Origin of the sequence: Pseudomonas paralactis, assembly GCF_001439735.1 — a bacterium.
GTDB classification, from domain to species: domain Bacteria; phylum Pseudomonadota; class Gammaproteobacteria; order Pseudomonadales; family Pseudomonadaceae; genus Aquipseudomonas; species Aquipseudomonas paralactis.
The window spans coordinates 63,553-75,550 of the sequence record NZ_JYLN01000013.1; the positions used below are offsets into that span (position 1 = coordinate 63,553).

At 58.8% G+C, this 11,998-nt stretch carries 13 protein-coding genes and 1 tRNA gene; all 14 read left to right on the forward strand.

Annotated elements, in window-relative coordinates; genetic code table 11:
- Positions 1-169 precede the first annotated feature (169 nt).
- The 14 genes from TX23_RS24475 (at position 170) to TX23_RS24540 (ending at position 11,995) form a co-directional block, all read left to right on the forward strand.
- Positions 170-916: a YebC/PmpR family DNA-binding transcriptional regulator gene (locus TX23_RS24475; RefSeq protein WP_057704421.1), complete on the forward strand. Its 747-nt coding sequence runs from the start codon at positions 170-172 to the stop codon at positions 914-916.
- 171 nt (positions 917-1,087) lie between these two features.
- Entirely contained in the window at positions 1,088-1,612 is a 525-nt protein-coding gene (ruvC, locus tag TX23_RS24480; RefSeq protein WP_003193869.1) for a crossover junction endodeoxyribonuclease RuvC, read from the forward strand.
- 68 nt (positions 1,613-1,680) lie between these two features.
- Positions 1,681-2,292: a Holliday junction branch migration protein RuvA gene (ruvA, locus tag TX23_RS24485; RefSeq protein WP_003175802.1), complete on the forward strand. Its 612-nt coding sequence runs from the start codon at positions 1,681-1,683 to the stop codon at positions 2,290-2,292.
- Positions 2,293-3,351 (forward strand): Holliday junction branch migration DNA helicase RuvB, encoded by a 1,059-nt coding sequence (ruvB, locus tag TX23_RS24490; protein WP_003193867.1) that lies wholly within the window; start codon positions 2,293-2,295, stop codon positions 3,349-3,351.
- A 129-nt stretch (positions 3,352-3,480) separates the two neighbouring features.
- Positions 3,481-3,936, forward strand: coding sequence for a tol-pal system-associated acyl-CoA thioesterase (gene ybgC / locus TX23_RS24495; protein ID WP_014719714.1), 456 nt, complete (start codon positions 3,481-3,483; stop codon positions 3,934-3,936).
- A 1-nt stretch (position 3,937) separates the two neighbouring features.
- Positions 3,938-4,633, forward strand: a complete 696-nt coding sequence (tolQ, locus tag TX23_RS24500) for a protein TolQ (protein ID WP_003193865.1) — start codon at positions 3,938-3,940, stop codon at positions 4,631-4,633.
- Between the two features lie 23 nt (positions 4,634-4,656).
- The gene (gene tolR / locus TX23_RS24505; protein WP_161793227.1) at positions 4,657-5,109 is read left to right on the forward strand and encodes a protein TolR; all 453 of its coding nucleotides are present in this window, start codon (positions 4,657-4,659) and stop codon (positions 5,107-5,109) included.
- Entirely contained in the window at positions 5,109-6,182 is a 1,074-nt protein-coding gene (gene tolA / locus TX23_RS24510; protein WP_003193863.1) for a cell envelope integrity protein TolA, read from the forward strand. The genes tolR and tolA overlap by 1 nt, the downstream gene beginning before the upstream one ends.
- A gap of 17 nt (positions 6,183-6,199) precedes the next feature.
- Positions 6,200-7,480 carry a Tol-Pal system beta propeller repeat protein TolB gene (tolB, locus tag TX23_RS24515; RefSeq protein ID WP_032874245.1) on the forward strand — a complete coding sequence of 427 codons (1,281 nt, stop codon included), beginning with the start codon at positions 6,200-6,202 and terminating at the stop codon, positions 7,478-7,480.
- Between the two features lie 55 nt (positions 7,481-7,535).
- Positions 7,536-8,036, forward strand: a complete 501-nt coding sequence (gene pal, locus TX23_RS24520) for a peptidoglycan-associated lipoprotein Pal (RefSeq protein ID WP_003193861.1) — start codon at positions 7,536-7,538, stop codon at positions 8,034-8,036.
- Between the two features lie 6 nt (positions 8,037-8,042).
- Complete coding sequence (gene ybgF / locus TX23_RS24525) at positions 8,043-8,873, forward strand: tol-pal system protein YbgF (protein WP_057704422.1); 831 nt, start codon at positions 8,043-8,045, stop codon at positions 8,871-8,873.
- A 164-nt stretch (positions 8,874-9,037) separates the two neighbouring features.
- A complete protein-coding gene (queE, locus tag TX23_RS24530) occupies positions 9,038-9,685 on the forward strand; it encodes a 7-carboxy-7-deazaguanine synthase QueE (RefSeq protein ID WP_057704423.1) in 648 nt (215 codons plus the stop codon).
- 123 nt (positions 9,686-9,808) lie between these two features.
- Positions 9,809-9,884: transfer RNA gene (locus tag TX23_RS24535), tRNA-Lys, on the forward strand.
- 398 nt (positions 9,885-10,282) lie between these two features.
- Positions 10,283-11,995: a ShlB/FhaC/HecB family hemolysin secretion/activation protein gene (locus tag TX23_RS24540; RefSeq protein ID WP_057704424.1), complete on the forward strand. Its 1,713-nt coding sequence runs from the start codon at positions 10,283-10,285 to the stop codon at positions 11,993-11,995.
- Positions 11,996-11,998 lie beyond the last annotated feature (3 nt).

Below are 11,998 nucleotides of genomic sequence, written 5' to 3' on the forward strand. Positions count from 1 at the left end.
CTTGCTCGCGAAAAATTCACAGGCGCCGCGTTCAATCAGGAAGCACGCGTTTTCGTTGACGTTTTTCGCGAGCAAGCTCGCTCCTACAGAGGGCGATATACGCTTAACTGAATGGCATTACGCCGGGGGCGGGATTGATAAGGTTTCTAGAGAATTTCGGAGTTGTGTTATGGCTGGCCATTCCAAGTGGGCGAACATCAAGCACCGCAAAGAGCGTCAGGATGCCAAGAAGGGCAAGATCTTCACCAAGTGGATTCGCGAACTGACCGTCGCTGCCCGTCAGGGCGGCGGTGACCCAGGCTCCAACCCGCGTCTGCGCCTGGCGCTGGACAAGGCGCTGGGCGCCAACATGAGCCGCGACATCATTGACCGCGCCGTGGCCCGTGGCGCCGGTGCGGCCGATACCGACGATATGGTCGAGCTGACCTATGAAGGCTACGGCCCGGGCGGCGTGGCGGTAATGGTCGAATGCATGACCGACAACCGCAACCGTACCGCGGCAGCCGTACGTCATGCGTTCAGCAAGTGCGGTGGTAACCTTGGCACGGATGGTTCGGTGGCCTACCTGTTCGAGCGCAAGGGGCAGATCACCTTTGCACCTGGCACCGATGAAGACGCGCTGATGGAAGCCGCGATGGAAGCGGACGCCGACGACGTGGTCACCAATGAAGACGGCTCCATCGACGTGTTTACCTCGTTCGCCAGCTTCTACGCCGTGCGTAATGCTCTGGAAGCCGCGGGTTTCAGCGGCACCGACGCTGAAATCGTGATGCTGCCGACCACCAGTGCCGAGCTGGACCTGGAGGGGGCGCAGAAGGTGTTGAAGATGCTGGACATGCTTGAAGACCTGGATGACGTGCAGAATGTGTATTCGAATGCCGACATCCCTGAGTCTGTGGCCGAACAGCTCACTTAAGAACGATGAATATCCACTGTGGGAGCTGGCTTGCCTGCGATAGCATCACCTCGATTTGACAGAAGCACCGAGGTGCCCGCATCGCAGGCAAGCCAGCTCCCACAGGGGTTCTATGCTGTTACACAAATGTGTGCCTGGCACATACCGTTGTAAATCCAACCCGCAGGCGTTATGACTTTAATCCTAGGTATCGACCCCGGTTCGCGCATCACGGGTTTTGGCGTGGTGCAGCAGACCCCGCGCGGCTGTGTCTATGTCGCTTCGGGCTGCATCCGCACCGGCGCAGGGGAATTGGCCGAGCGGCTGCAGATCGTTTATCGCGGCGTACGTGAAGTCATCCAGACCTACGGCCCGGTCACCATGGGCATTGAAAAAGTCTTCATGGCCAAAAACGCCGATTCGGCGCTCAAGCTCGGCCAGGCCCGAGGTGCGGCTATCGTGGCCGGCGCCGAAGAGGGCATGGAGATTGCTGAATACACCGCGACCCAGGTCAAGCAGGCCGTGGTCGGCACCGGTGGCGCCAACAAGGAGCAGGTGCAGATGATGGTGATGCACATGCTCAAGCTCACGTCAAAACCACAAATCGACGCCTCCGACGCCCTGGCCATCGCCATTTGCCATGCGCACACTCGTTCCAGCCTGCTGCCTCACGGCTTGGGTACGGCACGTAGTCGTGGCGGGCGGCTGCGTCTCTGATAGCATCAGCGCATTCGTTATTTGCGGTCAGGCCCTGATCTGACCCCCAAGTTTTAAGGATGTGAACCGTGATTGGACGCTTGCGCGGCACCCTGGCCGAGAAACAGCCGCCGCACCTGATTCTGGATGTGAATGGATTGGGTTATGAGCTGGAAGTGCCCATGACCACGTTGTACCGTTTGCCGTCGGTCGGCGAACCGATAACCTTGCACACGCATTTAGTGGTGCGCGAAGACGCGCAACTGCTCTATGGTTTCATCGGCAAGCGTGACCGCGATTTCTTCCGCGAGCTGATTCGGCTCAATGGCGTGGGGCCCAAACTGGCTCTGGCGCTGATGTCGAGCCTGGAAGTGGATGAGCTGGTGCGGGCCGTTTCAGCCCAGGACACCTCGGCCCTGACCAAGGTGCCGGGGGTGGGCAAGAAAACCGCCGAGCGCCTTCTGGTAGAACTCAAGGATCGCTTCAAGGCCTGGGAAGTGGTGCCGAGCATGTTCGCCCTGGTGCCGAACCAGCCGGATATGCCGGCAGGCCAGGTCGCCAGTGCCGAAAGCGATGCCGTCAGTGCGTTGATCTCCCTGGGCTACAAGCCTCAGGAAGCCAGCAAGGCGGTATCGGCCATCAAGGACAAGAACCTGAGCAGCGAAGACATGATCCGCCGAGCCCTGAAGGGAATGATTTAAGTGATTGAAGCCGATCGTCTGATCGCGGCCACCGGCCCGCGTGACCGTGAAGAAGTCCAGGACCGGGCCATCCGCCCCCTGAGCCTGGCCGAATACATCGGCCAGCCCACCGTGCGCGAGCAGATGGAGCTGTTCATCCAGGCCGCGCGCGGGCGCAGTGAGTCCCTGGACCACACCCTGATCTTCGGCCCGCCGGGTTTGGGCAAGACCACCCTGGCCAACATCATCGCCCAGGAAATGGGTGTGTCGATCAAGTCCACCTCCGGCCCCGTGCTGGAGCGTCCTGGAGACCTGGCGGCGCTGCTGACCAATCTTGAACCCCATGACGTGCTGTTCATCGACGAGATCCATCGTTTATCACCGATTGTCGAGGAAGTGCTGTACCCGGCGATGGAAGACTTCCAGCTCGACATCATGATCGGCGAAGGCCCGGCGGCCCGTTCGATCAAGCTCGACCTGCCGCCCTTTACCCTGGTGGGCGCCACCACCCGCGCGGGTATGTTGACCAACCCGTTGCGAGACCGTTTCGGCATTGTTCAACGTCTAGAGTTCTATAGCACCGCCGATCTGGCGACCATTGTCAGCCGTTCGGCGAGCATCCTTGGCTTGCCCCTGGACCCGGAAGGCGCTTTTGAAATCGCTCGACGCGCCCGTGGCACGCCACGAATCGCCAACCGCCTGCTGCGCCGCGTGCGCGATTTTGCCGAAGTGCGTGCCAAGGGCCATATTACCAAGGCGGTGGCGGACCTGGCCTTGAACCTGCTGGATGTGGACGAGCATGGCTTTGATCACCAGGATCGACGCCTACTTTTGACCATGATCGAGAAATTCGACGGTGGCCCGGTCGGCGTGGACAGCCTGGCCGCAGCCATCAGTGAAGAGCGCCATACCATTGAGGATGTGCTGGAACCGTACCTGATTCAGCAAGGCTACATCATGCGTACCCCGCGGGGCAGGGTGGTGACGCGCCATGCTTATTTGCACTTCGGGCTAAACATTCCGTCACGATTGGGAGAGATGCCCGTGGTAGACGAATTCCTCGATGCGGTAGACGATTAAAAAGCTTACGCCGGACGATTTATCTGAGCTTTGTGCTGTCCCAGTGTCTGGCGTCGTCATTTGAAAGCGTTCAGGAATGAAAAAACAGTTGCCCAGCCAATTGGCAACCTGAGGAGTAAGCACTAGAGTATGCGCGCGCAAAACGGGGATCAGTCGTTCGCACATCGCTGTCGCGTTTATTACGAGGACACCGATGCCGGCGGCATCGTTTATTACGTCAATTACCTGAAATTCATGGAACGGGCTCGAACCGAGCGGCTGCGGGAGTTGGGTTTTGCCCAGTCCGAGCTTGTAGGCGAGGACCTGTTATTCGTCGTGCACTCCAGCGAGGCGCGGTATTACGCGCCGGCGCGACTGGACGATGAGTTGCTGGTCAGCGCTGAAGTCATCGAATTGAACCGTGCCAGCCTGCGTTTCAAACAGCAGGTCAGGCGGGCCACGGATGCAACGCTGCTCTGTGAGGGGCAGTTCCTGGTGGCGTGTGTGCGCACCAACAGCTTGAAACCTCGGGCCATTCCCGAAACTCTACGCGCGGCCTTTGCCGCCGTGAGCGGCGCGGGTCAACAATCAAAGCAGGAGATTTAGCGTGGAACCTACCGTCGTCGACCATTCCTCCATGTGGAGCCTGGTCAGCAATGCCAGTGTTGTGGTTCAACTGGTTATGCTGACCCTGGTAGCCGCATCGGTTACCTCTTGGGTCATGATTTTTCAGCGCAGCAACATGTTGCGCGCCGGTCGACGTGCCCTGGAGAGCTTTGAAGAGCGCTTCTGGTCGGGTATCGACCTGTCCAAACTGTACCGCCAGGCCGGCAGCAACCCGGATCCGGATTCGGGCGTCGAGCAGATCTTCCGTGCCGGCTTCAAGGAGTTCTCGCGCCTGCGCCAACAGCCGGGTGTCGATCCTGAAGCGGTGATGGAAGGTGTGGCCCGTGCCATGCGCGTGGCCATCTCCCGTGAAGAAGAGAAACTTGAGCAGGGCCTGCCGTTCCTCGCCACCGTCGGTTCCGTCAGCCCGTATATCGGCCTGTTCGGTACCGTATGGGGGATCATGAACTCCTTCCGTGGCCTGGCCCAGGCGCAGCAAGCCACCCTGGCCACCGTGGCCCCGGGTATTGCCGAAGCCCTGATCGCCACCGCGATCGGCCTGTTCGCCGCTATCCCCGCAGTAATCGCCTACAACCGTTTTGCCGCAACCAGCGAGACGTTGATTGGCCGTTACTACACCTTCGCCGATGAATTCCAGGCGATCCTGCACCGTAAAGTGCACACCAGCGAAGAATAAGCAGGTAATTCCCAATGGCTTTAATCGCTCGAGCTCGCAAAAAGCGCAAGCCGGTCGCCGAGATGAACGTAGTGCCCTACATCGACGTGATGCTGGTACTGCTGGTGATCTTCATGGTGACCGCGCCGATGCTCAACCAGGGCGTGAAGGTTGATCTGCCCAAGGTTTCCAGTGAAGCCTTGCCGCAGGACAACAACACTCAGGTCCTGACCATTTCGATCAAGGCTGACAAGACCTATTACTGGAACCTTGGCAGCGAAGTCGACACGCAAAAGCAGCAGGACAAGGCCCTGACCTTGCCTGCCATGACCGATGCGGTGACCAAGATCATTCGCTCCGGCAACGAAGGCGGCAAGCACACCCAGGTGTTTATCCGGGGTGACAAATCGGTCGACTACGGCTCCGTCATGGGCGCCATGGGCGGGCTGCAGAAGGCCGGCGTCGGTAACGTTGGCTTGATTACCGAGGCGCCCTGATGCAGCAACAGCGAGAGCCGTCCGCCTCGGAAAGCTACTTCTGGCCTGGCGTGTGGGCAATTGCCCTGCACGTCCTGGTGTTCGGCATGCTGTTTGTCAGCTTTGCCATGACCCCGGACCTGCCGCCAGCCAAGCCGATCGTGCAGGCGACCCTGTATCAGCTGAAATCGAAAAGCCAGGCCACCACCCAGACCAATCAGAAGATTGCGGGTGAGGCCCAGAAGTCGGCTGCGCGCCAGACTGAAGTCGAGCAGATGGAACAGAAGAAGGTCGAGCAGGAAGCGGTGAAGGCTGCTGCGGAACAAAAGAAAGAAGAGGCGGCTCAAAAGGCCGAGGAATCGAAAAAGGCTGACGAAGCCAAGAAAGCCGACGAGGCGAAAAAGGCTGATGAAGCCAAGAAAGCCGAGAAAGCTGCCGAAGCGAAAAAGGCCGAAGAGAAACAATTGGCTGATATAGCCAAGAAGAAATCGGAAGAAGAAGCCAAAAAGGCTGCCGAAGAAGAGGCCAAGAAAAAGGCCGCTGAAGAAGCCAAGAAAAAGATAGTCGAAGACGCGAAGAAGAAAGCCGCCGAAGACGCCAAGAAAAAAGCTGAAGCAGACGAGGCGAAGAAGAAAGTCGCCGACGAAGCGAAGAAGAAAGCTGCCGCCGACGCCTCCAAGAAAAAGGCCCAGGAAGCAGCACGCAAATCCGCCGAAGAGAAAAAGGCCCAGGCCCTGGCAGATTTGCTTTCCGACACGCCGCAGCGTCAGCAAGCCTTGGCCGATGAGCGTGGCGATGAAGTCGCGGGCAGTTTCGACGACCTGATTCGGGCGCGGGCAGCGGAAGGTTGGACACGTCCACCTTCGGCACGTAAAGGCATGACAGTAGTGCTGCAGATCGGCATGTTGCCGGACGGTACGGTGACTTCGGTCAGCGTGGCCAAGTCCAGTGGTGACGGTTCGTTCGACAGTTCGGCGGTTGCCGCGGTCAAGAATATTGGCCGGTTGACCGAGATGCAGGGAATGAAACCAAGTGACTTCGCTCCCTATCGTTCATTCAAGATGACATTCACACCTGAGGATCTAGCCTTGTGAGAAACCTTCTTCGAGGAATGCTTGTCGTTATTTGCTGTATGGCAGGGATAGCGGCGGCGGATGAAAAGAACATCCTGGTTACCAGCGGCAGTGATCGGGCCACACCGATTGCGGTAGTTCCGTTCGGTTGGCAGGGCGGCAGCGTGCTGCCGGACGACATGGCCCAGATCGTCAGCGACGACCTGCGTAACTCCGGTTACTACGCGCCGATTCCAAAAGGCAACATGATCAGCCAGCCAACCCAGGCCAGCGAAGTCATCTTCCGTGACTGGAAGGCGGTCGGTGCCCAGTACCTGATGGTCGGCAGCATCACGCCGGCCGGCGGTCGCCTGCAGATCCAGTACACGTTGTTCAACGTGGCCACTGAGCAGCAGGTGTTGACCGGCAGCGTATCGGGTACCGCCGAGCAACTGCGCGACATGGCCCACTACATCTCGGACCAGTCGTTTGAAAAGCTCACCGGTATCAAAGGGGCGTTCTCGACGCGCCTGTTGTACGTCACCGCTGAGCGCTTCTCGGTAGACAACACCCGCTACACCCTGCAGCGCTCGGACTACGACGGTGCACGTGCAGTGACCTTGCTGCAGTCCCGTGAGCCAATCCTGTCGCCGCGCTTCGCGCCGGACGGCAAGCGTATTGCCTACGTATCGTTCGAGCAGCGTCGCCCGCGTATCTTCGTGCAGCACATTGATACAGGTCGTCGCGAGCAGATCACCAACTTTGAAGGCCTCAACGGTGCGCCGGCCTGGTCGCCGGATGGTTCGCGCCTGGCGTTCGTGCTGTCCAAGGACGGCAACCCGGATATCTACGTGATGAACATGGCTTCGCGCCAACTGAGTCGCGTAACCAGCGGCCCGGGCATCAACACCGAACCGTTCTGGGGTAAGGATGGTTCGACCATCTACTTCACCTCCGACCGTGGCGGCAAGCCTCAGGTTTACAAGGCAAACGTGAATGGCGGCGGCGCGGAGCGTGTGACCTTTATTGGTAACTACAACGCCAACCCGAAGCTTTCGGCCGATGAAAAGACGTTGGTGATGATTCACCGTCAGGATGGTTTCACTAATTTCCGGGTTGCGGCCCAGGATTTGCAGCGTGGAACGGTAAAAATCCTTACAGACACCAACCTTGATGAGTCAGCCACTGTTGCGCCCAACGGCACCATGGTAATCTACGCCACCCGCCAGCAGGGCCGGGGAGTCTTGATGCTCGTGTCCATCAATGGACGCGTAAGGCTCCCACTTCCTACCGCACAAGGCGAAGTCAGAGAACCATCCTGGTCCCCTTACCTGAACTGACGCGGCGCTACAAAAAGAAGTACTTAACACACTGGGGTTCATTAGGAGTTTCACGATGGAAATGCTGAAGTTTGGTAAGTTTGCTGCTCTGGCTCTGGCTCTGTCCGTAGCCGTTGGTTGCTCCTCTAAAGGCGGCGACAATGCCGGTGAAGGCGCAGCTGTTGATCCAAACGCTGGTTACGGCGCTAACACTGGTGCGGTCGACGGCTCCCTGAGCGAAGAAGCTGCTCTGCGCGCTATCACCACTTTCTACTTCGAATACGACAGTTCGGACCTGAAGCCAGAAGCCATGCGCGCTCTGGACGTTCACGCCAAGGACCTGAAAGCTAACGGCGCTCGCGTTGTTCTGGAAGGTAACACTGACGCCCGTGGTACTCGTGAGTACAACATGGCACTGGGCGAGCGTCGTGCGAAAGCCGTTCAGCGCTACCTGGTACTGCAAGGTGTTGCTCCAGGCCAACTGGAACTGGTTTCCTACGGTAAAGAGCGTCCAGTTGCAACTGGCAACGACGAACAGTCGTGGGCTCAGAACCGTCGCGTCGAACTGCGTAAGTAATTCGTCATGCGAACGTGCCGTCGTGCTCTAACTGTATTGGCTCTCAGCTTCGCACCGCTTGCGGTGTGGGCTGCGGTTCCTGTAACGGATAGCAACTCAGGCTATAACAATAGCGGGAGCAGTTATCCGCCAGCAGGTTATGGCACGAACGGCGCCTATGCGGGGGGAGCGGCTACGTCCGCTCCCTCGGCACAGGGCGAGCTGTTCAACCAGCTGCAACGCATGCAGGATCAATTGTCGCAGCAACAAGGCGCCATTGAAGTGCTGCAGAACCAGGTGAACCAGCTCAAGCAAGAAGGCCTGGAGCGATACCAGGATCTTGATCGTCGTATTGGAGCCGGTGTTGCACCTGCCGCTACTCCTGATAATTCTGCTGCCGGTGGCGCGCCAAGCGCCGCTGCCGGTGGCGCAGCAGCAGGGGCCGCCGCGGCTGCCCCTGCTGCCAGCAGTGAACCGGGCGATCCGGCGAAGGAAAAACTGTATTACGATGCAGCCTTCGACCTGATCAAGGCCAAGGATTTCGATAAGGCCAGTCAGGCCTTTACCGCATTCCTGCGCAAATACCCCAACAGCCAGTACGCGGGCAATGCTCAATACTGGCTGGGTGAGGTCAACCTGGCGAAGGGTGATTTGCAGGGGGCAGGCCAGGCTTTTGCCAAGGTCAGCCAGCTGTACCCCAAACACGCCAAGGTGCCGGACTCGCTGTACAAGCTTGCTGACGTAGAGCGCCGCCTGGGTCATACCGACAAGGTCAAAGGCATTCTGCAACAGGTGGTTGCCCAGTATCCGGGTACCTCCGCCGCGCAGTTGGCCCAGCGCGATCTGCAACGCTTGTAAGCAATACCGCCCGTTTAGAAGAAACCCGCGCCTGGCGCGGGTTTTTTCGTTAGAATCCACGCCCTTTTATGAAACACGCTTCCTGGGGTTGACGCGTTGGCGCAATTCCTTGAAGTGCCTGACGGAGGCGGACAGCCTGTTTAGCTGTTACGCCCGTGGCGACTATGCAAGACACATTACGTATTACCGAAGTTTTTTACTCGTTGCAGGGTGAAACGCGCACCGCTGGCCTGCCCACTGTCTTTGTACGGTTGACCGGCTGCCCATTGCGCTGCCAATACTGTGACAGCGCCTACGCCTTCAGTGGCGGCACCGTGCGCACCCTCGACGACATCCTGGAACAGGTTGCCGGCTACCGGCCACGCTACGTCTGCGTGACGGGCGGTGAGCCCTTGGCGCAACCCAACGCCATCCCCTTGCTCAAGCAACTGTGCGACGCCGGCTACGAGGTGTCACTGGAAACCAGCGGCGCTCTGGACATCTCTGCGGTCGACCCGCGCGTCAGCCGAGTGGTCGACCTCAAGACCCCGGATTCCAAGGAAGCCCACCGCAACCGCTACGAGAACATCGACTTGCTGACGGTCAACGATCAGGTCAAGTTCGTCATCTGTTCCCGCGACGACTATGACTGGGCCACCTCCAAGCTGATCCAGTATGGCCTGGAGCGCCGCGCGGGCGAGGTGTTGTTCTCGCCCAGCCATCACGACCTGAACGCCCGCGACCTGGCCGACTGGGTAGTGGCGGACAACCTGCCGGTGCGCCTGCAATTGCAGCTGCACAAGTACCTGTGGAACGACGAGCCAGGGCGCTGATCAGGCGGCTGCGAGAGGCGTTCTACCCACCGAATTACCGTTCAAATGCGTTTTTTCTGATTTATTTCAAATAAGGTGTTGAATAATCCTTAGAAATCAGTATTATACGCGCCACCACACAGCGGGTCGTTAGCTCAGTTGGTAGAGCAGTTGGCTTTTAACCAATTGGTCGTAGGTTCGAATCCCACACGACCCACCATTTTTGGCGGTTTAGAAAATCCGGAAGGCCCACGCAAGTGAGGATTTCCGGGTTTTTTTTTGCCTGTCATTTGGCCTGGCCGAGTCGACCTTGGGTCAGCGTCTGCTCAGATTCCCGTTGTCGCCCAGACATTCCTTAAATCAATCAAATATTCATGCGCGGACCGGCGTTGGCCGAATAGTCCGATCGTTTGTGTGCGTGTTCAATGTGTATCAAGTCTGATACCGCTTGTCGGAAAATCCTTCAAGATTTCAGTCGATATTTATTTATTTTTAACATTTACGTTAAAAATCATAACGTTAGTTGTTTGTAGGAAATTTCCTAAAGTTTAGTCAGTTTATTGGCGCGCCAGTCCCGCGATGTTAGTTTGCCATCCTTCGTCACGCGATGGATCGAACATGCCTGCCTCACTGCCACGGACTCGGTATTCACTGAGCATTGCCCTGCTTGCCTGCCTCGCCTCCCACGGAGTGATGGCGGCAACCCTGCCGGGTGATCAGGACCTGATCCGCGAGCGGCAAAACCGCCTGTTGGAAGACCAACAGCGCCGCCTTGAGCAGCTCAAGGAAATGCCCGGCAAAGAGGCCAGGCCCGAAGCGCCGGCAGCCCCGGTGGACAGCCGTTGCTTCCCGATCCAAACCATTGAACTCCAGGGTGCCGACCACCTGCCTGCCGCTGAACGCGAGCGTCTGCTCAAACCGTACGCCGGTCAGTGCCTGGGCGTCGCACAACTCAATGCCCTGCTCAAAGACATCACCAACTACTACATCGACAAAGGCCTGGTCACCAGTCGCGCCTACTTGCCGCAGCAGGATATGTCCAAAGGGCATCTGCAAGTCCTGGTGGTGGAAGGCAAGCTTGAAGGCCTGAAGGGCGCCGACAGCAGCAAGTTGTCGGATCGCGAACTGGCCATGGCCTTTCCCGGCAAAAGCGGCGAGATATTGAACCTGCGAGAAATCGAACAGGCCGTCGACCAGCTCAACCGTTTGCCATCCAACCAAGCCCAAATGGAACTGACCCCCGGCGATGCCGTCGGCGGCAGCTCGGTGCTGGTCAAAAACAACCCGCAAAAGCCATGGCGTGCCAGCCTGTCGCGTAACAACGATGGCCAGAAAAGCACCGGCGAACAGCAGTGGGGCACCGGCTTTGAATGGGACAGCCCGCTGGGCCTGGCCGATCAGCTGATTTTGCGCGGCGGCCATGACGCCATCAGCGACCACCAGAAAACCGCCAAGAACGCGATGCTCTACTACAACGTGCCCTGGGGCTGGTGGAACTTCAGCTACAGCTACAACCAGAGCGACTATCGCACCTTGGGCAATGCCGACGGGTATCCCTTCCGGTATACCGGCGACAGCCAGAACCACCAACTGCGCGCTGAGCGGGTGATCCACCGCGATGCCGTGAGCAAGACGTCGGTCAACGTCGGCCTGTCCCACTTGCGCACCAACAACTACATCGAAAGCAGCCGCCTCAAAGAAAGCAGCAATCGCCTCAGTGAGCTGCAACTGGGCATCAACCATGGTCGTCGTATCGGCAGCGCGTTCGTCAACGTCGATGTAGGCATGCAAAACGGCACCGGCGCCTTCGACGCCCAAGGCAATCACAACCCCCTGCCTGGCGTGCCGGATGCGCGCTACCGCAAATACACCGCCACCGTCAGCTACTTGCAACCCTTCACGCTGTGGGGCGAGTCGTTCAGTTTCACCAGCCTGGCCACCGGCCAACGCAGCGAAGACGTGCTGTTCAGCCCCCAGCGCATGAGCCTCGGTGGCTCGGCGTCGGTACGCGGCTACAAGGATCAGCAACTGACCGGTGACAGCGGCGGTTACTGGCGCAATGACCTGCGCTGGAGCCGCCCGGTGACCCTCGGTTGGCTGCGCCCGGTGTTTGGCGAGTACGGTGCCAGCGTGGGCTACGACCAGGGCGTGATCCGCAATGGTCGCTACAACGGCGAGGTGCACGGTCGCGTCTCAAGCAACTCCCTTGAGCTGTTCGCTCGCGGCCAACACGTGAGCACCAGCGTGACCTTTGCCCACTCGCTGGAACGACCGGCCGCGCTGCTTGAGCGCGAAGCACCGATCTACTTCCGTATGGATTTCTTCCTGTAATTC

Excerpts from the sequence above, each read along its gene's own strand:
- TX23_RS24475 (WP_057704421.1), top strand. The coding sequence starts at position 170 with ATGGCTGGCCATTCCAAGTGGGCGAACATCAAGCACCGCAAAGAGCGT.
- tolA (WP_003193863.1), top strand. The coding sequence starts at position 5,109 with ATGCAGCAACAGCGAGAGCCGTCCGCCTCGGAAAGCTACTTCTGGCCT.
- ybgC (WP_014719714.1), top strand. The coding sequence starts at position 3,481 with ATGCGCGCGCAAAACGGGGATCAGTCGTTCGCACATCGCTGTCGCGTT.
- tolB (WP_032874245.1), top strand. The coding sequence starts at position 6,200 with ATGCTTGTCGTTATTTGCTGTATGGCAGGGATAGCGGCGGCGGATGAA.
- TX23_RS24540 (WP_057704424.1), top strand. The coding sequence starts at position 10,283 with ATGCCTGCCTCACTGCCACGGACTCGGTATTCACTGAGCATTGCCCTG.
- pal (WP_003193861.1), top strand. The coding sequence starts at position 7,536 with ATGGAAATGCTGAAGTTTGGTAAGTTTGCTGCTCTGGCTCTGGCTCTG.
- queE (WP_057704423.1), top strand. The coding sequence starts at position 9,038 with ATGCAAGACACATTACGTATTACCGAAGTTTTTTACTCGTTGCAGGGT.
- ybgF (WP_057704422.1), top strand. The coding sequence starts at position 8,043 with ATGCGAACGTGCCGTCGTGCTCTAACTGTATTGGCTCTCAGCTTCGCA.
- ruvC (WP_003193869.1), top strand. The coding sequence starts at position 1,088 with ATGACTTTAATCCTAGGTATCGACCCCGGTTCGCGCATCACGGGTTTT.